At 66.3% G+C, this 19,547-nt stretch carries 16 protein-coding genes; 11 read left to right on the top strand and 5 right to left on the bottom strand.

Going from position 1 to position 19,547, the window contains the following annotated elements:
- Positions 1 to 18 precede the first annotated feature (18 nt).
- The gene (locus tag IED13_RS13100) at positions 19 to 498 is read right to left on the bottom strand and encodes a hypothetical protein (RefSeq protein ID WP_133562277.1); all 480 of its coding nucleotides are present in this window, start codon (positions 496 to 498) and stop codon (positions 19 to 21) included.
- Positions 499 to 689: 191 nt separating this feature from the next.
- Here IED13_RS13100 and IED13_RS13095 point away from each other — a divergent pair, with 191 nt between their 5' ends.
- The 3 genes from IED13_RS13095 to IED13_RS13085 all read left to right on the top strand — a co-directional run bounded on the left by IED13_RS13095 (position 690) and on the right by IED13_RS13085 (position 3,260).
- Positions 690 to 1,439: a 16S rRNA (uracil(1498)-N(3))-methyltransferase gene (locus IED13_RS13095; RefSeq protein WP_113253967.1), complete on the top strand. Its 750-nt coding sequence runs from the start codon at positions 690 to 692 to the stop codon at positions 1,437 to 1,439.
- Positions 1,440 to 1,611: 172 nt separating this feature from the next.
- The gene (locus IED13_RS13090) at positions 1,612 to 2,991 is read left to right on the top strand and encodes a glutamate--cysteine ligase (RefSeq protein ID WP_191124423.1); all 1,380 of its coding nucleotides are present in this window, start codon (positions 1,612 to 1,614) and stop codon (positions 2,989 to 2,991) included.
- Positions 2,992 to 3,080: 89 nt separating this feature from the next.
- On the top strand, positions 3,081 to 3,260 hold the full coding sequence (locus tag IED13_RS13085) for a Flp family type IVb pilin (RefSeq protein ID WP_113253969.1): 180 nt from the start codon (positions 3,081 to 3,083) through the stop codon (positions 3,258 to 3,260).
- A gap of 106 nt (positions 3,261 to 3,366) precedes the next feature.
- Here the strand turns inward: IED13_RS13085 and IED13_RS13080 are convergent, their stop codons facing one another.
- Positions 3,367 to 4,248 (bottom strand): LysR substrate-binding domain-containing protein, encoded by an 882-nt coding sequence (locus IED13_RS13080; RefSeq protein WP_038360870.1) that lies wholly within the window; start codon positions 4,246 to 4,248, stop codon positions 3,367 to 3,369.
- A 175-nt stretch (positions 4,249 to 4,423) separates the two neighbouring features.
- On the opposite strand from IED13_RS13080, the gene IED13_RS13075 reads away from it, so the two are divergent.
- Entirely contained in the window at positions 4,424 to 4,798 is a 375-nt protein-coding gene (locus tag IED13_RS13075) for a DUF1127 domain-containing protein (RefSeq protein WP_133562269.1), read from the top strand.
- Between the two features lie 160 nt (positions 4,799 to 4,958).
- The gene (locus IED13_RS13070) at positions 4,959 to 6,854 is read left to right on the top strand and encodes a methyl-accepting chemotaxis protein (protein ID WP_191124422.1); all 1,896 of its coding nucleotides are present in this window, start codon (positions 4,959 to 4,961) and stop codon (positions 6,852 to 6,854) included.
- Between the two features lie 81 nt (positions 6,855 to 6,935).
- Here IED13_RS13070 and IED13_RS13065 read toward each other — a convergent pair whose 3' ends face one another.
- The 3 genes from IED13_RS13065 to IED13_RS13055 form a co-directional block, all read right to left on the bottom strand.
- The gene (locus tag IED13_RS13065; protein ID WP_191124421.1) at positions 6,936 to 7,856 is read right to left on the bottom strand and encodes a DUF937 domain-containing protein; all 921 of its coding nucleotides are present in this window, start codon (positions 7,854 to 7,856) and stop codon (positions 6,936 to 6,938) included.
- Positions 7,857 to 8,072: 216 nt separating this feature from the next.
- Positions 8,073 to 9,935 (bottom strand): monovalent cation:proton antiporter-2 (CPA2) family protein, encoded by a 1,863-nt coding sequence (locus IED13_RS13060; protein WP_038360875.1) that lies wholly within the window; start codon positions 9,933 to 9,935, stop codon positions 8,073 to 8,075.
- Between the two features lie 121 nt (positions 9,936 to 10,056).
- Positions 10,057 to 10,707: a glutathione S-transferase family protein gene (locus IED13_RS13055; RefSeq protein ID WP_191124420.1), complete on the bottom strand. Its 651-nt coding sequence runs from the start codon at positions 10,705 to 10,707 to the stop codon at positions 10,057 to 10,059.
- 208 nt (positions 10,708 to 10,915) lie between these two features.
- Between IED13_RS13055 and ispH the strand changes: the two genes are divergently transcribed.
- From ispH to IED13_RS13025, 6 genes are all read left to right on the top strand, one after another.
- On the top strand, positions 10,916 to 11,947 hold the full coding sequence (ispH, locus tag IED13_RS13050) for a 4-hydroxy-3-methylbut-2-enyl diphosphate reductase (RefSeq protein ID WP_404801888.1): 1,032 nt from the start codon (positions 10,916 to 10,918) through the stop codon (positions 11,945 to 11,947).
- A gap of 23 nt (positions 11,948 to 11,970) precedes the next feature.
- Positions 11,971 to 12,936, top strand: coding sequence for a homoserine kinase (locus tag IED13_RS13045; RefSeq protein WP_191124419.1), 966 nt, complete (start codon positions 11,971 to 11,973; stop codon positions 12,934 to 12,936).
- A 109-nt stretch (positions 12,937 to 13,045) separates the two neighbouring features.
- Complete coding sequence (rnhA, locus tag IED13_RS13040) at positions 13,046 to 13,495, top strand: ribonuclease HI (RefSeq protein WP_142020139.1); 450 nt, start codon at positions 13,046 to 13,048, stop codon at positions 13,493 to 13,495.
- A gap of 242 nt (positions 13,496 to 13,737) precedes the next feature.
- On the top strand, positions 13,738 to 15,387 hold the full coding sequence (locus tag IED13_RS13035; RefSeq protein ID WP_191124418.1) for a tetratricopeptide repeat protein: 1,650 nt from the start codon (positions 13,738 to 13,740) through the stop codon (positions 15,385 to 15,387).
- A gap of 169 nt (positions 15,388 to 15,556) precedes the next feature.
- Complete coding sequence (locus IED13_RS13030) at positions 15,557 to 16,330, top strand: SDR family oxidoreductase (protein ID WP_038360892.1); 774 nt, start codon at positions 15,557 to 15,559, stop codon at positions 16,328 to 16,330.
- A gap of 208 nt (positions 16,331 to 16,538) precedes the next feature.
- Complete coding sequence (locus IED13_RS13025; protein WP_248312570.1) at positions 16,539 to 19,427, top strand: autotransporter family protein; 2,889 nt, start codon at positions 16,539 to 16,541, stop codon at positions 19,425 to 19,427.
- Positions 19,428 to 19,547: the final 120 nt, after the last annotated feature.

Genomic DNA, 19,547 nt, shown 5'->3' with positions numbered 1-19,547 from the left:
GCCGGCCCGCCTTCCGTCTTAGAGCGCGCCCTGTGGGACCTTCAGCCCGCCACCGGCGCCGCTGGTGATCGAATCCGCGCCGCCGAAGGGGTTGGCGCTCTGGGCCTGCTGCTGGGCGCGCCGCTGCATCGCCGCCTGCTGCTTCACCGCATTGCAGGCCTGGCCGCGAAACGTCCCGATTCGCGCGTTGTCGTTCTTGAGCCCCTCGATGAACGTGGCCGGGATCTGGCACCAGTCCTGGTTGGCGGACGCGAATTTCAGCGTCTCGTTGCCGTTGTTCACGAGCGAGCCGAAGGTGCTGCATGCCTCCTGCGGCGTCATCTTGCGCTTGGCTTTCTGCGCGGCCGTGATCTTGGCCACCATCGCCTGCCGCGTCGTCAGCAGCTTCTGCAGCGGCTCGCAGCCGGAAACCTGCGCGCTGGCCGGGGAGGCGATCACGAGCGATGCCATGGCGAGGCCCAATGTCGCTGCCAATCCCGAAGCCGTCCTGAGCCGCATGATTCCCTTCTCCGCTTGCCGGCCTGTCGCGCCGATCTGTGAACATGTCCTTAACAGCAGGCGCTGTTAACGCCAACGACTCTTGCAAGTCCATCTGCCATCTCGGAGGAAGCACTTGCCGTTAGGCGAGGATTGTGGCGGTTTTCGCGCTGCTCACAACAAATTTGTAGATGCAGGAGGCGGCTTCGCCGATGTCCATCCCCGATTTTGCACGCCATCGGCTCTTCATCGATGCCGCTTTCGCTGCCGGCGGTGAACTGCCGCTGGAGCGGGACCAGTCGAATTATCTGCTCAACGTCTTGCGGCTCAAGGCCGATGGGGCGGTCCTCGTCTTCAACGGGCGCGACGGCGAGTGGCTGGCCCGCGTCGCGCCGGAGGGGCGCAAGGCGGCGCGGCTGATTCTCGACCGCCGGGTGAAGGATCAGCCGCCGCCCTCAGACCTGCATTATCTCTTCGCGCCGCTGAAGCATGCGCGGCTCGATTATATGGCGCAGAAGGCGGTCGAGATGGGCGCGGGCCTGCTCCAGCCCGTCATCACCCGCCGCACCCAGGTCTCGCGGCTCAATCTCGACCGGATGCGGGCCAATGCCGTCGAGGCCGCCGAGCAATGTGGCATCCTCAGCCTGCCGCGCATCGAGGCCGAGACCTCGCTCGAGGCCGCGCTCGCGGCGCTGGACCCGGCCCGGCTGCTGATCTTCTGCGACGAGGGGCTGGAGCAGGGCAGCCCGATCACGGCGCTGCAGGCCCATGCCGCCGGCCCGCTCGCGGTGCTGATCGGGCCGGAGGGCGGCTTCGACGAGGCCGAGCGCCGGCTGATCGCCGCGCGCCCGCAGACGCTGGCGATTTCGCTGGGCCCGCGCATCCTGCGGGCTGATACCGCCGCCGTTGCGGCGCTCGCCGTCGTGCAGGCGGTGCTCGGCGATTGGGCGGGGCGGCGCTGAGCGTTCCGGCGCCGGACCTGCCGCCAGCGCTTGCCGCCCTTTCACGAATGCAAGGTCCGGGTCGTTGTCGCGCGTCCGGCTCTCGCCTATGTCTGTTCGCCCTACGCCTTGAACCCGCGGCCTCCCAGCCGCCGGGAGCCTTGGCTTTATTGCCTGTTCTGCCGGAGCGCCCATGGCTCGCGATGTGTCCGACTCGACTCCGATCGGCTCCAAGGAGGAGCTGATTTCCTGGATCGCTGCCGGCGAGAAACCGGAATCGCGTTTCCGGATCGGGACGGAGCACGAGAAATTCCCGTTCTACCGGGAGGACCTCGCTCCGGTGCCTTATGAGGGCCGTGCCGGGGCGGGCGGCATCCGCGCCTTGCTCGAGGGCATGCAGCAACGTCTCGGCTGGGAACCGATCGTCGACGCCGGCAACATCATCGGTCTCGGCGGCCCCGACGGGGGCGGGGCGATCTCGCTGGAGCCCGGCGGCCAGTTCGAGCTCTCCGGCGCCCCGCTCGAGACCATCCATCAGACGCAGGCCGAGCTCGCTGCCCATCTCGCCGACGTCAAGGCGGTCGCCGAACCGCACGGCATCGGCTTCGCCGCGCTCGGCGCCTCCCCGCTCTGGACGCGGGCGCAGACGCCGATGATGCCGAAGAGCCGCTACAAGATCATGGCGAACTATATGCCGAAGGTCGGCACGATGGGTCTCGACATGATGTTCCGGACCTGCACGGTGCAGGTCAATCTCGATTTCGCCAGCGAGGCCGACATGGTGCGCAAGCTGCGCGTCTCGCTTGCGCTGCAGCCATTCGCGACGGCCCTGTTCGCCTCCTCGCCCTTCCTGGAGCGCAAGCTGAACGGCTTCCAGTCGATGCGCTCGGAGATCTGGCGCGATACCGACAATAACCGCTCCGGCATGCTCGCCTTCGCCTTCGACGAGGGCATGTCCTACGAGGCCTATGTCGATTGGGCGCTCGACGTTCCCATGTATTTCGTCAAGCGCGGCGAGACCTATCACGACGTCGCCGGCGCCTCTTTCCGGGACCTCATGGCGGGCAAGCTGAAGCAGCTGCCGGGCGAATGCGCCACGATGTCGGACTGGGTCAACCATCTCGGGACCCTGTTCCCGGAGGTCCGGCTGAAGCGCTTCCTCGAGATGCGCGGCGCCGATGCCGGCCCCGCCGACATGCTGGCGGCGCTGCCCGCCTTCTGGGTCGGGTTGCTCTATGACCGCGGCGCGCTCGACGCCGCCTGGGATCTGGTCAAGGGCTGGAGCGCCGAGCAGCGGCAGGGATTGCGCGATGCGGCGCCCAAGCTGGGTCTGGATGCCTCCATCGCCGGGCGCAAGCTTGGCGAGATCGCGAGCGAAGTGCTGGAATTGTCGCGTGCCGGCCTCGCCCGCCGGGCCCGCCGCGACGCGGCTGGCCATGACGAGAGCATTTACCTCGCTCCCTTGCAGGAGATCCTGGCCAGCGGGCAGACGCTCGCGCAGCGCCTCGAAGCGCGCTATCGCGGTCCATGGGGTGGCAAGGTCGAGCCGGTCTTCACGGAACTGGCGCTGTAAAGCTCATCCGCGCCGGAAAAAGCGATATTCGGCGCATTGCAGCGGCCGGATTAACGATTTGGCCGGAGCTCGCGCCCTAACCTTGCGGCATGAATCGAGTCAGCGCCAGTTTTGACGCCTTTCTTCGCGACGAGAGCGGTGTGACCGCGATCGAGTATGGCCTCGTCGCGAGCATCGTCTCCATCACCATCCTGACGTCGATCACCTATTTTGGGACGCAGGTGAATTCGTTCCTGACGGCTGCGGCAAACGCCATCAAAGGTCCGTAGATCGCCGCGCGTCGTGGCGGACGCGATGACGGCGGTCTGACGGACTATTATCGCCACGCGTTTCCGTGAACGATCGGCAGGCTCCGGCAGCCTCTGGAGGCGGCTCTCATTCCGCCGCGGTCTTGAAGCTCGCCAGATTGTCGAGGCTCTGGATGATGTGCTCGGCCAGCGCATTCGAGAGCACGGACGGGTCGAAGCGCGTGCGCAGCAGGCCGATCTTACAGGACGGCAAGGTCGCGAAGCCCTCCGACGGTCCCAGAATCCGCATGCCCGGCCTCACCGCGCTCTCCGGCAGCACCGAGACGGCGAGCCCTGCGACCACCGCGGCGCCGACCGCCGTCGAGTTCCAGCTCGCATAGAGCACGCGGAACCGGCGGCCCTTGGCCTCCAGGGCATCGACCGCCGCCTGCCGCCAGTTGCAGGTCGGTCGGCCCAGCGCCAGTGGCAACGGATCTTCCTCGTGCACGGTATGGCGGGCGGAGGTGACCCAGAGCAGCGGCTCGATGCGGATGATCTCGCCCTGGCCGCGGCTCTCGACATGGGTGATGATGGCGAGGTCGATATCGCCGGTGGCGATCCGCTCGGCCAGCATCGGCGTCGGTTCGCAGACGACCGTGACCTCGGCGCGCGGGTTCGAGCGCGCGAAGCGGGCGAGGATCTCGGGCAGGTAGCGGTCGGCATAATCGTCGGGCACGCCGAGCCGGATGCGCCCCTTCAGATCGGCATCGGTGAAGGTCGCGACGCATTCCAGGTTCAGCCTGACGATCCGGCGGGCGTAGTCGAGCAGGCGCTCGCCATCCTCGGTCAGCTTGGCGTGGCGTCCGTCGCGCCCGAAGAGCGGCCGCCCGACCCGCTCCTCCAGCCGCTTCATCTGCATCGAGACGGCCGATTGCGTCTTGAACACGATCTCCGCGGCGCGGGTGAAGGAGCCGGTGTCGGCAATGGCGACGAAGGTCTTCAACTGGTCGGCGTCGAGCACATGGGCCATGGCGATCCCCCGTCGTGCGTTCATCAATATCCGTGCTGTCAAGCATCATAACCATTCGTTTGGCTGATGGCCAGCGTCTCGCTATCGTTCAATCGTTCTCCGGGATTTCAGCCAGTTGGCGCGTCCGGGCTGAAGGGGAACGCCGATCCGTTCTCGCATTCCATTGGAGGCCGTCATGCTGCTCATGACCATTGCCACGAAGACGCTGTCATCGGTTCCGGCCGGTGTCGTGCGCATCGCCGCCGCTGGAATCCAAAAGCCCGTATTCCTCCTGCGCGCCCTGATCCATCGACGCGAGGTGATGCGCCTCGCCGAGCTCGATGAGCGCGGCCTCAAGGATATCGGCCTCGTCCGCTCCGATATCGCCGGCGCGCTGGCGACGTCCTGGCTCAACGATCCCTCCGCGGTGCTGGCCGCGCGGTCACGCTCCAATGCCGATATCGCCAAGGCGCGGCGCGAGCAGGCCGTCCGTCATGCCGGCACCCAGCCGACAGTGCCGGAGCCGGTGCTGGCGAAGAACGCAGATTTCATGGTTGCACGCTGCGCCTGACCCCTTGGCGTCAGCGTCTCTGTGGGCGGAAGCTTCGTGCTTCCGCCCTTTTTTTATGCGCCGGAGCAGCGGAGGCGTGTCCTAACGCAATTTTATGCATTTGGCTGAAATGTGTCCGCCGGATGCGGCCGGCTGGCCGCCTGACGGGGTGGGCACGGGCATGAAGTTCTCTCTGCGCCTCAAGGATCTGAGGATTCGCACCAAGATCGCCATTCCATTGATTGCGATCGGACTGATCAGCATCGGTACTGCGATCTATGCCGGGCACGAATATCAGCGCATCAACAAGAGCTATTCCGATCTGATCGATCAGCGCTCCGCCGCGATCCTCGATTCGGCGCAGTCGACGCTCGTGACGAGCTACGTGCTGCGCGACCTGTATAAGGCGATCGCCTATCCCGAATACATGAAGCAGAACACCACGAGCATCGCGGATGTCCGCAAGGATTACGATCTCGCGCTCCAGCAGCTCGTCAACGCCAAGATCAGCTTTCCCGAGCGCCATGCCGAGTTCGACAAGCTCGCGCGGGCGCTTTCCGAGCTCAAGCCGAAGATCGACGACGTGCTGGCCCAGGCCGCGCGCGACGAGGATCTGGCGGCGCTGTCGGTGATGTCGGAGCTGGACCGCGCCTTCGGCGCCATCGTCGCTGATGCGGTCAAGCTCAACGGCGACATCAAGAGCCAGACGCAAGCCGACGGGCAGGCGCTTGACGCGGAGGCGAAGCAGCTCAACCTGATCCTGCTGGCGCTCTCCGTCGCCGGGGTCCTGCTCGGCCTGATCGGGGCGCTTCTGCTCGCGCGGCAGTCCATCACCAGGCCGCTCGAGACCCTCAAGGCGCGCATGGACGATCTCGCCACCGGCGACTATGCGGTCGAGATCGACGGCCAGAACCGGCACGACGAGGTCGGCGCCATGGCGCGGGCTGTGCAGGTCTTCAAGGAGAACGGGCTGGCGGTCCGGCGTCTCGAGGCGGAGACGGCCGAGAGCCGCGACGCGACGGAGGCGCAGCGCCGCCTCGCCGAGCAGGAGCGCGCCGCCCGCGCCCGTGAGCACGAGCTTCTCGCCGCCGAGCAGGCCAAGGTGATGGAGGCGCTGGCCGAAGGGCTCGACCGGCTTTCGCGCGGCGATCTCACCTGCCGGATCGAGGCCGATCTCGCTGCCGAATACGAGAAGCTGCGCGACGATTTCAACATGGCGGTTGCCCATCTCGCGGAGACGATCCGCACCATCCAGTCGACCTCGGGCGATGTCGGCAACGCCGCCCAGGAGATCAATACCGGCGCCGACGATCTCTCCAAGCGCACCGAGGAACAGGCCTCCTCGCTGGAGGAGACCGCCGCCACCACCGAGGAGCTCGCCGCGTCCGTCAAGGCCTCGGCCCAGGCTTCGATGCAGGCGGTCGCGCTCGCCGACGAGGCGATGGAGGTCGCCCGCAAGGGCGGTGCCATCGTCAAGGATGCCGTGGATGCCATGGCGCGGATCGAGACGGCCTCGCGCAAGATCTCCGACATCACCACCGTCATCGACGAGATCGCCTTCCAGACCAATCTGCTGGCGCTCAACGCGGCAGTCGAGGCGGCGCGTGCCGGCGATGCCGGCCGGGGTTTCGCCGTGGTCGCCTCCGAAGTGCGCACGCTCGCCCAGCGCTCCAGCGAGGCCGCCAAGGGCATCACCACGCTCATCACCGAATCCGGGGCGGAGGTCGCGCAGGGCGTCGGCCTCGTGCGCTCGGCCGGCACCGCCCTGGAGCGGATCGTCGAAGCCTCGCAGAAGGTGTCCGCCACGGTCTCGGACATCTCCTCGGCCGCGGCCGAGCAATCGAACGGCATCGACGAGATGAGCCAGGCCGTCGCCCATATGGACGAGATGACCCAGCAGAACGCTGCGCTCGCCGAGCAGAGCGCCGCCTCGGCGACGGCCCTGGCCAACCAGATCCAGCGCCTCAACGATCTCGTCGCCAGCTTCCGCACCCGCGACGATGCGGCCGAGCTGCGCGGCATGGCCGCGGCCATGGTGCAGGCGGACCAGAACTGGCAGCAGCGCCGGCCTGCTTGAGCGGCCACAAGCCGAGAAAGCTGGTCTGAGTCCGTCGACAGGACATGCAGGACCGGACGCTGCTGCGTCCGGTCTGTCGTTTCAGCGCTGCTGACCGCCGCCGAGCATGGCGTCGAGGATCGATTTCAGCGCGCTCTGGTGGTCGTCCTGAATCTGCCGGCCATGCTCGAACATCTGGTTCAGCGCGTCGAGGCCGATCGAACCGGGCCCGGGTGCGGAGGCGGAGGGCGCGGACTCGTCCGGCGCGGGCTCCGGGGCAGGCGCGGGGCGCTGCGGCGCGCTGCGGGGCTGAGATGGCTGCTGCGGGGCGGGTTCGGGCGCGGCCGCGCCGCCGAACATGCCGCCGAGGATCTGGCCGAGCATGCCGCCGAACGGGTCGTTGGCCGCGGCGCCGGGGTTTCCTTGCGGCTGTGGCTGAGGCTGGCCTGCCCCCGCGCCCTGGCCGAACATGCCGCGCAGGATCGCATCCATCGGATTGGCCGGCATCTGCGGCTGGGCCTGTGGTTGCGGCGCCGGCTGCATGCCCGGCATCTGGCCGCGCATCATCTCGGCAAACTGGCCGAGAATGCCGCCGAGCCCCTCGCTGTTGGTGGATTTGAACAGGCCGCCCATCAGGATCGAGGCGATCACCGGCAACATCTGCTTGAGGATGGCCTGGCTGACGCCGCTCGTCGCCGCAGCCTGCGCCGCGATCGCCTGGCTCACCTCGGTCGAACCGAAGAGCTGGCCCAGCACATCGTTGCCGGCCATCTGCGCGCCTTGCGGGATGCTGCCGCCCGAGGTCTCGAAGAAGCGCGCATAGGGCGAGGCGGTCATCATCTGCGCCAGCGAGCCGAAGGCATAGGGATTCTGCGTCTGGCGCTGCAGCCCCATCGAGAAGGCCGGCAGCAGCGCATCGAGCGCGGCCTGGGTCTGCTGCTGGCTCAGCCCGTATTGCCGGGCGAGATTCTGCATTGCCTGGCCATTCTGGGCCGATTGCATGATCTCGAACAGGTTCATCATGGACGCCTCCCGGGCCGTTGCTGGCTCTGTCGCGACGATAGCAGCGCGCGGGGCCCCGGCAAGTCGCCTTGGGAACGAGGCGCGTCATTCTCGGGCGCAGCGAAGCGTAGACCCGGGAATCTCTGGCAGAAATGGGCGCCTCTCACAGGAGCAAGCGCCCTTCTTTCCTGAGATGCTCGGGTCGAGCCCGAGCATGACGGCGGCGCCGGCTGGCGCTCAGCGCTCCGGTTCGCCGACGCCGCCGACAGCGACCTCGGCCCCGCCATCTTCGATGACCTCCTGCGTCTCGGCCGTGAGCGCCTTGGACTTGCCCTTGGGCTTGACCAGCGGCTCCGGCGTCACGCGCGGGACCCGGTTGAGGGCGGCCGCAATGCCCTCGTTGAACTGGATTTCCATGCGTTGCGCGTCGCGGTCGCGGACATGGTCGATCACGAGATCGGCCTCGTCGCGGGTCAGCCCGACCGCCTCCAGCGTGACGCGGCCGAAGCCCAGCGCCGATTCGAAGGTCTCGCGCATCTGGTAGTCGACATCCGCCTTCATCAGGTCGATGGCGTGGATGCGGTCGAAGGCCCGGGCATGCACCCGCACATTGGGGAACTCCGACTTCACCATCTCGAGGATGCGCAGGGCGGCGTTCTTGTCGTCGACGCAGATGCAGATGACGCGGGCCTTGCCCGCGCCGGCGGCGCGCAGCACGTCGAGCCGCATCCCGTCGCCGTAATACACCTTGAAGCCGAAGCGCGCGGCGGCGCGGATCTGCTCCACATCGGAATCGATGACGGTGATGTTGACGTGCTGGAGCAGCAGCGCCTGCGTCACCACCTGCCCGAACCGGCCGAAGCCGATCACCATCACCTGGCTGTCGCCGACGCCGTCGAAATCCTCGTCCATCGTCTCGGGCGTGATGCGCGCGAGCAGGACGTTGTCGATCAGCTTCGCGACGATCGGGCCGAGCAGCATGCTGATCGCGGCGAGCGCGGTGACGATGGCCGCTTGCTGCGGGTTGAGCAGCCCATGCGCCACGCCGAGCGGCAGGAGCACGAAGGCGAATTCGCCGGCCGGCGAGAGCAGGGCGCCGGCCCGGATGGCTTCCAGCGTCGACGAGCAGGACGCCCGCAGGATCGAGGCGACGACGGCAATCTTGAACAGCACGAGCAGCGGCACCGCGATGGCGAGCAGCAATGCGTTTTCGACGACCAGCTTGAGATCGAGCGACATGCCGACCGCCATGAAGAACAGGCCGAGCAGCACGCCGCGGAACGGTTCGATATCGGCTTCGAGCTCGTGGCGGAAATGCGAGTCGGCCAGCATCAGCCCGGCGAGGAAGGCGCCCATCGCCATGGAGAGTCCGACATGCTCCATCAGCAGCGCCGCCCCCAGCACGATCAGCAGGGCGGCCGCGGTCATCACCTCCTTGGCGCCGCTATTGGCGAGGATGCGGAAGAACGGGTTGAGCAGGTAGCGGCCGGCGAAGACGATCGCGACGACGGCCGCGATCGCGATGCCGAAGCTCGCCAGCGCCCGCATCGCACTGCCGGATTCCGCGCCGGTGGTGGCGAGCAAGGGCAGCAACGCCAGCACCGGCGCGATCGCGATGTCCTGGAAGAGCAGGATCGAGAAGGTGCGCCGGCCATAGGTCTCGTTGCTGTCGCCGCGCTCCTCCAGCAATTGCAGGGCGATGGAGGTCGCCGAGAGCGCCAGCGCAACGCCGACCGCGATCGCGCCCCCGACCGAAAGCCCGAACCGCCAGCCGACCAGGCCGATGACGGTCGCGCTCACGGCCATCTGCGCCAGTCCCGAACCGAGAATGTCCCGCCGCATCGAGTAGAGGCGGGAGGGTTGCAGCTCGAGGCCGACCAGGAACAGCAGCAGCACCACGCCGATCTCGGCCGTGCCGCGGATGGCGTCGGGATCCTTGATGACGCCGAGCAGCGAGGGGCCGATCACGACGCCGGCCGCCAGATAGCCGAGCACCGCCGACAATCCGAGCTTGCGGAACAGCGGAACGGCAATCACCGCGCCGGTGCAGAAGGTCAGGATCGGCGGCAGGTAGCTCGCATGGGAAACGGCATCGGCCATGGGCGGCTCACGCTGTAGGGGGCACAGCCGGCTCCGGGGGCCGACTGTCCCTATCTAGGCGCTCGCCTTGCAGAGCGCGAGGGGGAATTGTCTCGCGCCATGCATTCCGTGCGTAGCGGCCTCAAGCGGCCGGAGCGTTCTCGCGGAAGGGCGCCATCTGCGCCTCCAGCGCCCGCACGAAGGCCGGCCGCGCGATGCAGCGGGCGCGGTAGGCCTCAAGCCGCGGGAAACGCGACAGGATGTCGTCCGGCACGTCACGCAGGACGCTCGCCATCATGAGGTCGCCGGCGGTAAAGCGGCCTTCGAGATAGTCCTTGCCGCCGAGCCATGCCTCGAGTTGCTGCAGGCGTTTCTCGATCATCGCGACGATCTGCGGCCGGCGCTCGACCGTCCAGGTCTCGCCCTTGTGGAAGATGTCGGTGAGGGCAAGCTGGCCGATATGCGGCTCGAGCGAGTTGAGCGCCGCGAGGATCCAGGTCGCGACCCGGGCGCGGCCGGCCTCGTCCTTCGGCGCCAGCGCCGGCGACTGGCGCGAGAGATAGAGCACGATCGCCCCGGATTCGAACAGCTCGACCTCGCCGTCGCGGAAGGCCGGCACCTGCCCGAAGGGCTGCCAGGCGCGATAGGTCTCGGAGGTCTGGTCGGCCGGGCCGATCAGCGCCGCCTGATAGGGCAGGCCGGCTTCTTCCAGTGCCCAGCGCACCCTGAGATCGCGGACATGGCCCTGGGCGAAGGGCGGCACCCAGCGGAAGGCGGAGACATGGATCGTCATGGCGTTTTCTCCTGTTCGTCGTTGCAGCCCATTCCTGCCGGGCGGCGGCTGCCCTTGGTCGAAGCGTGGACGAGTGCGACATCGGGCGCTGCGCCGGCAGATGCCGGATATCGCCAGCGCAGGCCGGGTCGCCTCGCAGGAGCTTCTGTTGGGCGTGCGGAAAAATAAGTTTATATCAACCTGTATGTCAAACCTGCATCGCGTTTCCTTGACATCGCCGTCTTCCCGCCGAAAGAAGACGCTGACCCGACCGGAGATCTTCCAGCGCGTGACCAAGCCGCCGCTCGACATTCTGCTCTGTGCCCCGCGCGGCTTCTGCGCCGGCGTCGTGCGCGCCATCGACGCGGTCGAGAAGGCGCTGACGCTGCATGGCGCGCCGGTCTATGTCCGCCACGAGATCGTGCACAACAAATACGTGGTCGAGTCGTTGAAGCGGAAGGGCGCGGTCTTCGTCGCCGAGCTCGACGAGGTGCCGGACGAGACGAGGCCGGTGATCTTCTCCGCCCATGGCGTCGCCAAGGCGGTGCCGGCGGCGGCGAAGGCACGCAACCTCTTCGCCATCGACGCGACCTGTCCGCTGGTGACCAAGGTCCATCGCGAGGCCGAAGTCCATCACAAGCGCGGTCGCCACATCCTGCTCGTCGGCCATGCCGGCCACCCGGAGGTGATCGGCACGATGGGCCAGCTCCCCGAGGGCGCGATCACGCTGATCGAGACGCTGGCCGATGTCGCCGCGCTCGAGCCTCTGCCGGGCAAGCCGCTCGCCTATGTCACCCAGACGACGCTCTCCGTCGACGACACCCGCGAGATCGTCGAGGCCTTGCAGCTCCGCTTCCCGGAGCTGATCGCGCCGCACAAGGAAGACATCTGCTACGCCACGACCAATCGCCAGGAGGCGGTGAAGCGCGTGGCGCCGCTGGTCGAGGGGCTGATCGTCGTCGGCTCGCCCAATTCCTCGAATTCGCAGCGCCTGCGCGAGGTCGCCGAGCGCGCCGGCTGCCCGGTGGCGCGCCTCGTCCTGCGCACCGACGAGATCGACTGGTCCGCCTTCGGGAGTATCCGCAGCCTCGGCATCACCGCCGGCGCCAGCGCGCCCGAGGTGCTGGTCGAGGAGATCATCGACGCCTTCGCCGAGCGCTACGACGTCCGCGTCGAGACGGTCTCGACGGCCAGCGAGGACGTGTTCTTCCCGCTGCCGCGCGAATTGCGCGGCGATGCGGCACCGGCCGCGGCCGAATAAATCCAACCAGAAAGCGACCGATCTTGGCCGTCTATACCGAAGTGCCCGATGACGAGATGGCTGCCTTCGTGGCGCGCTACGGCATTGGCGAGCTGTTGTCCGCCAAGGGCATCGCCGAGGGCGTCGAAAACTCGAACTACCTGATCCGGACCACGCAAGGCGCCTATATCCTCACCCTCTACGAGAAGCGGGTGAACCCGGACGATCTGCCCTTCTTCCTCGGGCTGATGCAGCACCTCGCCGCGCGCGGACTGATCTGTCCGCAGCCGGTCGAGGACAGCCGCGGCGAGATGCTGGGGCGTCTCGCTGGCCGCCCGGCGGCAATCGTCACCTTCCTCGACGGGTTGTCGGTGCGCCGCCCGACCGCCGCGCATTGCCACGAGCTCGGCCGGGGTCTCGCGCAGCTCCACGCCGCCGGCTCCGACTTCGCCATGGAGCGCGTCAATGCGCTTTCCGTGCCGGGCTGGCGCCCGCTCGCCGAGCAGGCCGGCACCGAGGCCGACAAGGTTTCGCCGGGCCTCGCGCGCCGCGTCGCCGCCGAGATCGCGGTGCATGAGGCGAGCTGGCCGCAAGGCCTGCCGCGCGGTGTCATCCATGCCGATCTCTTTCCCAACAACGTCTTCTTCCTCAGCGACAGGCTCTCGGGGCTGATCGATTTCTATTTCGCCTGCACCGATGCCTTCGCCTACGACCTTGCCATCTGCCTGAACTCCTGGTGCTTCGAGGCCGACAGCTCCTTCAACCTCACCAAGGGGCAGGCCTTGCTGGCGGGCTATGAAAGCGTCCGCCCGCTCGAGCAGGCGGAGGTCGAGGCGCTGCCGCAGCTCTGCCGGGGCTCGGCGCTGCGCTTCCTGCTGACCCGCCTCGTCGACTGGCTGAACGTGCCGCCCGATGCGTTGGTGAAGCCGCTCGATCCGCTCGAATACGACCGCAAGCTCGTCTTCCACCAGCGCGTGCTCGACGCGCGCGAATACGGGCTTAAGCGGTGAGCGGCGATACGGTCGAAGTCTGGACGGACGGCGCTTGTTCCGGGAGCCCTGGCCCCGGCGCGCTTGGGGCTTGCCCCATTCGCGCGACCAAAAACCGGCGGGGCCTGCCATGAGCGATACGGTCGAAGTCTGGACGGACGGCGCTTGCTCGGGCAATCCCGGCCCCGGCGGCTGGGGCGCGATCCTGACCTTCAATGGCGTCGAGAAGGAACTCTCCGGCGGCGAGGCTCAGACCACCAACAACCGCATGGAGCTGATGGCGGCGATCGCTGCGCTGGAGGCGCTGAAGCGGCCGGTCACGGTCGCGCTGCACACCGACAGCCAGTATCTGCGGCAGGGGATCACCGGCTGGATTCATGGCTGGAAGAAGAACGGCTGGAAGACGGCCGACCGCAAGCCGGTCAAGAACGCTGAGCTCTGGCAGCGCCTCGAAACGGCGTTGGGCCGCCACAAGATCGAGTGGAAATGGGTCAAGGGCCACGCCGGCGACGAGATGAACGAGCGCGCCGACGCGCTGGCGCGCGCCGGCATGGCGCCGTTCAAGCCGGGTGGAAGATAGCCCTAAGCTGTCTTCAGCTTGGGGCATAAGGCTGCATGCCTTCAGGCGGAAATGGTCTCGCGCCATTTGGAGCGCATTTGGGACCCTGAGCAAAATATTCGGAAATTTTAGGGGCGGACAATTGTTGAATGCGGAGCACTATGCTGCAGTGAAGTAACGCGCAGTCAGGCAAAGATTACTGCGCCCCGTGGCAATCGGCTCCCCGCACGCGGGGTGCATGGCAGGGTGGGTCCAGCAGCGATATGCCCATCGACGGCGTTGAAGAGAGGGAAATCGCATCGGCGCTCGACAACCTCTTGAATGCGCCGGGCGCGCGGATTTCGGCACGAGGCGCGCGCTTCCTCCGATATGTCGTCCAAAAGGCCATCGAGGGAAAAAGCGCCCAGCTGAAGGCCTACACGATCGCTGTGGACGTCTTTGGCAGAGGCGTCGATTTCGACCCCGCCAAGGATGCCGTCGTTCGCAACGAGGCAACCCGCCTGCGCTCGGCGCTGGCCCTTTATTACGCTGTTGATGGTGCCGCGGAGAGCGTGGCGATTCTTCTGCCCGTCGGCGGATACGTGCCGCGCTTCGAACGTCGCCAGGCGAAAGCGACCGGGCCTTCGGGCCGCAACGAGACCCTGGTCAGGACGGGACTTCGGCCGATGTCCGCGGAAGCGCGGCCGGAAGAAGCCCGGCGCGGCCCCGAGCACAAGATCCCGATCATCGTGGTCAGGGCCGCGGCCGGCGGCGGCCCCGGCGAGGCATCGTCTCGCATGATCCGCTCGGTCGTTGCGGCTCTCGTTCCCTATCACGGCCTGCGCATCGCCGGTCTTGAGCCTCACAGATCGTTTGAGGAGCTCGTCACGTCGCTGCGCCCCAGCGGGGCGGGCAGCCTCTATGTCCTCGACATTGCCGCCGATGTCGAGGATCGAGTGCTGCGATGCCATTGGATGCTGAGCGAGCACCGGTCGGGTCTCATTCTGGCGTCGCGCGAGGAAATCGAATCCGCCGGAGCGTCCTCGATGATGGCGGCGGAGAAGGCTGTCGGCGAGGCCATCGCGAGGCAGATCGGGCAGCGCTGGGGCATCATCAATGTGAATGAGCGCAAGCTCCACCCCGACAAGCACCAGGATGCGTATAGCTGTGTCGTACACGCCTTTACATATGTGACAACGCTCGAGGATTCGGAGCAGATTAGTATCCGCAAATGTCTTGAGTCCGCCGTCAGTAAAGAGCCGCTTTATTCGGACGCTTGGGCGATGCTGTCCTATATTCACATGAACGAGGTTCGAGGGCTCTACGCCAAACTGACTGAAAGCAGCAAGATACTACAAGAAGCTCTCGGCATGGCCGATCAAGCGATCCGCGCGGCACCGCACTCGGCTCTGGCGCACACCATGCGCTCGACCGTGCTGTTCGCCATGGGGAAGTTCGAGGAGTTCGAGCGGGCGGGGCGGCAGGCCATAGCTTTGAATCCCGGATCCGGAGAACACCAATTGATGCTGGGCAATCGCCTCTATGTCATGGGTCGCTATGAAGAGGGAGCCGAACTTGTGCGGCAAGCCAACGCGCACGGATATTACCATCCTGCAATGGCATATGGCGTCCCGATCCTGGAATTGTATCGCAAGCGCGATTACGAAGGCGCTTTTAAGCTTGCCTCAAATTTCAGCATCGATGAGAAATATTATTTCCTGCACGTTATGCTTGCCGCCATCTGCGGGCAGCTCGGCGCCGCAGCCAAAGCGGAGATGCATCTTCAAATCCTGCGCCATTTGAGGCCCAACTACGCCACTGAATTCTATATCGATTGGCGCGGGCGCAAATTCCAGGAAGATTACATCGCTCATATCGCGGAGGGCTTGGACAAGGCTGGGTTCGCGGTGACCGATACTCGCATCGATCCTTGAAAGAGCCGGAAAGCCGCGAAGCTTTCCGCGCCCGACGCACGGCTTAAAATACGCATCCCGTCAAGAGGCATCAGGAGCAGATACTGTCGCTGCTCTGGTCAGGTATCCAAAACCCGTTCAGTTCCGTCGAGGATCGCGCCTTGGCTGCTGCGACCAGTGGAGACGGAACATGCTCGATCACGGCATCAAGGGTAAGACGGTTCTCATTGCTGGGGGAGCGAAGAACCTCGGCGGGCTGCTTGCCCGCGATCTTGCCGCGCACGGTGCGAAGGCCGTGGCCATCCACTACAACACGAGCGCGACCAAACCCGCGGCGGATGAGACGGTTGCTGCCATCAAGGCCGCCGGTGCAAAGGCCGTCGCCCTTCAGTCCGACCTGACTACGGCCGGCGCGGTCGAGAAGCTCTTCGCCGACACCGTCGCCGCCATCGGTAAACCGGATATCGCCATCAATACGGTCGGCAAGGTTCTGAAGAAGCCCTTCGTCGAGATCACCGAGGCCGAGTACGACGAAATGACTGCGGTGAATTCGAAATCCGCCTTCTTCTTCCTCAAGGAGGCCGGCAAGCACGTCAACGACAACGGCAAGATCTGCACGCTCGTGACCTCGCTGCTCGGCGCCTACACCCCCTTCTATGCCGCCTATGCCGGCACGAAGGCGCCGGTCGAGCACTTCACCCGCGCAGCTTCGAAAGAGTTCGGCGAGCGCGGCATCTCGGTGACCGCCATCGGCCCGGGCCCGATGGACACGCCGTTCTTCTATCCGGCGGAAGCCGCCGACGCTCAAGCCTATCACAAGGCGGCGGCAGCTCTGTCGAAGTTTACCAAGACAGGCCTGACCGACATCGAGGACATCGTGCCCTTCATCCGCTTTCTGGTTTCGGATGGCTGGTGGATGACCGGGCAGACGATTCTCGTCAACGGTGGCTATACCACCAAGTGAGGTCGTTCGGTTGCTCTCTGGAACCGAAAACCGTCCCGGAGAGGCAGCGTCCTACCACTATGATTAACCATTGAATGCTAGCCTTTTGCAACCGGCGGTAGCGATTCGCTCTCGGCATGATTCTCCGCGTGAACACGTGCCTGTGCGGGGAATATCGACGAATAGGGCGACATCATCGGGTGGGGGCTGAACATTGACGAGACGAGCGATGAAGAGCGTGGCTGCCGCTCGCGATTGTCGCCAGGCCCTGCTGCTGTCGACAGCGCTCGTCGCACTGGTCTGCGCCACCGGCCTTCCGGCACGCGCACAAATGGTCACGGGCAACAACGATCTGAATCCTAACCTTGGCCCGTCACCGAGCTGGACAATCACTGGCGACCTCGTCGTCGGCCAATCCAGTGTCGGCTCCCTGAGCATCATGAATGGCGGCGCCGTGACCAATGATTACGGCACCATCGGCGATGGCGCGGGCGGCGACGGCTCGGTGACTGTCTCGGGTGTCGGCAGCAACGGCACGGCCTCGACATGGACCAACGCCTTTGATCTCTATGTCGGATATGACGGCGCCGGAACGCTGAGCATCCTGAATGGTGGCACGGTCAGCAACCTAGCCGGCTACATCGGTGCCAATCCCGGCAGCCAGGGCACGGTCACGGTTTCGGGCGTCAACAGCAACGGCACGGCCTCGACATGGACCAATGCCAGCGATCTTTATGTCGGATACTCCGGTTCCGGAACGTTGAATATTCTGGCTGGCGGCCGGGTTTCAAACGCCGCCGGCAACGTCGGTGGCGGCAGCAGCGCCTTGATTAGCGGGCTTGGCTCGTCCTGGCAGAACACTGGCCGGCTGGCCGTCGGCCAGTACGGCACAGTAGGTTCGACAGGAACTTTGCGCGCCGAGGGCGGTGCGACCATTTCGAGCGCGGACGGCGTCATCGGCAGTGATACACGCGGCGACGCTGTATTGACCGGCGTGGGCACGACCTGGACCACCATCGGACAGTTCACCGTCGGCAGCTTCGGCCCAGGCACCTTGCGCATCGAAGACGGCGCGAGTGTCATCAGCAATCAGGGCTATATCGGCGCCAACGACACCGGCACGGTCACAGTGACAGGCGCGGGGTCGAAATGGGTGATGTCGCCATTCAACCTCACCATCGGCAATTTCGGAGCCGGTTCGCTGACGGTCGAGAACGGCGGGCTGGTTCGCGCCGAAGGCGGTGTTCTGCTCGGCGTTAACGCGGGAGTCAGCGGGACGCTGCTTGTGCAGGGCTTGGCGAGCAATCGCGGCGTTCTGGAAACCGGCGGCATTCGGGGCGGCTCAGGGATCGCGAGCGTCACCTTCGATGGCGGCCTCCTGCGCGCGACGCGAAACAATTCCACCTTCTTCAACAATTTCGACACCCGCACCATCGCCATCGGCGCGAATGGCCTCGTCATCGACACGGATGGCCATGATATCGGCATCTCCCCGACCTTCACCGGCGCGGGCGCGCTGATCAAGGATGGCCTGGGCAAGCTGGAGCTGACCGGCAACAGCGGCGCGACCTACACCGGCGCCGGCAGCGTCTTGGCGGGCACGCTCGCCGTGAACGGCGTCCTCGGCGGGACGATGGAGGTCATCGGCGGCCGCCTGCAGGGCATCGGCACGGTCGGCTCCACGATCAACCAGCCGGGCGGCACGATCGCGCCCGGCAATTCGATCGGCACGCTGACGATCAACGGCAATTACGTGGGCAATGGCGGCCGGCTCGAGATCGAGACCGTGCTCGGCGGCGATGCCTCGCCGTCCGACCGCCTCGTCATCACCGGCAGCACGGCAGGCTCGACCCTCGTCACGGTGCTGAACCAGGGTGGTGCCGGCGCACAGACCATCGAGGGCATCAAGGTCGTCGATGTCGGCGGGGCCTCGAACGGCGTCTTCACGCTCCAGGGCAACTATGTCTTCCAGGGGCAGCCGGCCGTCGTCGCCGGCGCCTACGCCTACACCCTGCAGAAGAACGGCATCAGCACGCCGAACGACGGCGATTGGTATCTGCGCTCCGCCTATCTGACGCCGCCTCCTACCTCACCGCCTCCCACCTCACCACCTCCTACCTCACCGTCGACCGGCCCGACCGAGATCGGCCCGATCTACCAGCCCGGAGCCCCCATCTACGAAGCCTATGGCCAGGTCCTGCAGAGCCTGAACGAGCTGCAGACGCTGCGTCAGCGCGTCGGCGAGCGCTTCGACGGCCGGCCTGACGACACGGCGAATGCGGCAGGCCGGGCGATCTGGGCCCGCATCGATGCAGCCCACAGCCGCGTCACGCCGGGCTTCTCGACCACCGGCACGAGCTACGCGATCGATAGCTGGCGCCTGCAGGCCGGCGCCGACGGGCAGGTTTTCGCTGGCGATGCCGGCACGCTCGTCGGAGGCGTGACGTTGCATCATGGCGAAGCGCTGGCCGATATCTCGTCGGTCTTCGGGCGCGGCAAGATCAAGGCCTCCGGCACCGGGTTCGGTGGGGCGCTGACCTGGTACGGCGCGTCAGGCTTCTATGCCGATGCGCAGACCAAGCTGAACTGGTTCGACAGCGACCTGTCCTCCACGACGGCCGGGCGTCAGCTCGCCAAGGGCAAGGGCGGCTTCGGCTATGCGCTGGGGCTGGAAATTGGGCAGCGCATCGCGCTGTCAGGTGCCTGGTCGCTGACGCCACAGGCGCAACTGACTTACTCACATGTCGATGCGGACAGCTTCGTCGACCCATTCGGCGCCCGCGTCGCGCTCGGCGACGGCGACAGCCTGCGCGGGCGGCTCGGCATCTCCGCGGATTACCGGCAGAGCTGGCGCGACAGCGCTGGGCGGCAGGTCAATGCCTCGCTCTACGGCATCGCCAACCTGCATTACGAATTCCTCGACGGGACGACGGTAACGGTCGCCGGTACGCCGTTGACCAGCCGGGGGCAGCGGCTCTGGGGAGGGCTTGGCCTCGGCGCCAAATACGAAACGGGCCGCTATGCGCTCTATGGTGAGGTCGAGGCCCAGACCAGCCTGGCTCATTTCGCCGACAGCCACAGCATCACCGGGCGGGCCGGCCTGCGCGTCAGTTGGTAGGAAATCCATCAATGTCCCGTTCGGCCCAAAGTGGCCGTTCGAGACCGAGAACGTTCACAGGTCGCGAGGCGCCGAGAACGGAGGTTCGCAAGCCCTGGGGCGGGCCTGCGTCTCCGTGGC

Origin of the sequence: Allobosea spartocytisi (assembly GCF_014764685.1) — a bacterium.
Taxonomy (GTDB): domain Bacteria; phylum Pseudomonadota; class Alphaproteobacteria; order Rhizobiales; family Beijerinckiaceae; genus Allobosea; species Allobosea spartocytisi.
Note: the sequence above shows the minus strand (reverse complement) of the source record. Positions and strands in the feature narration are given on the sequence as shown.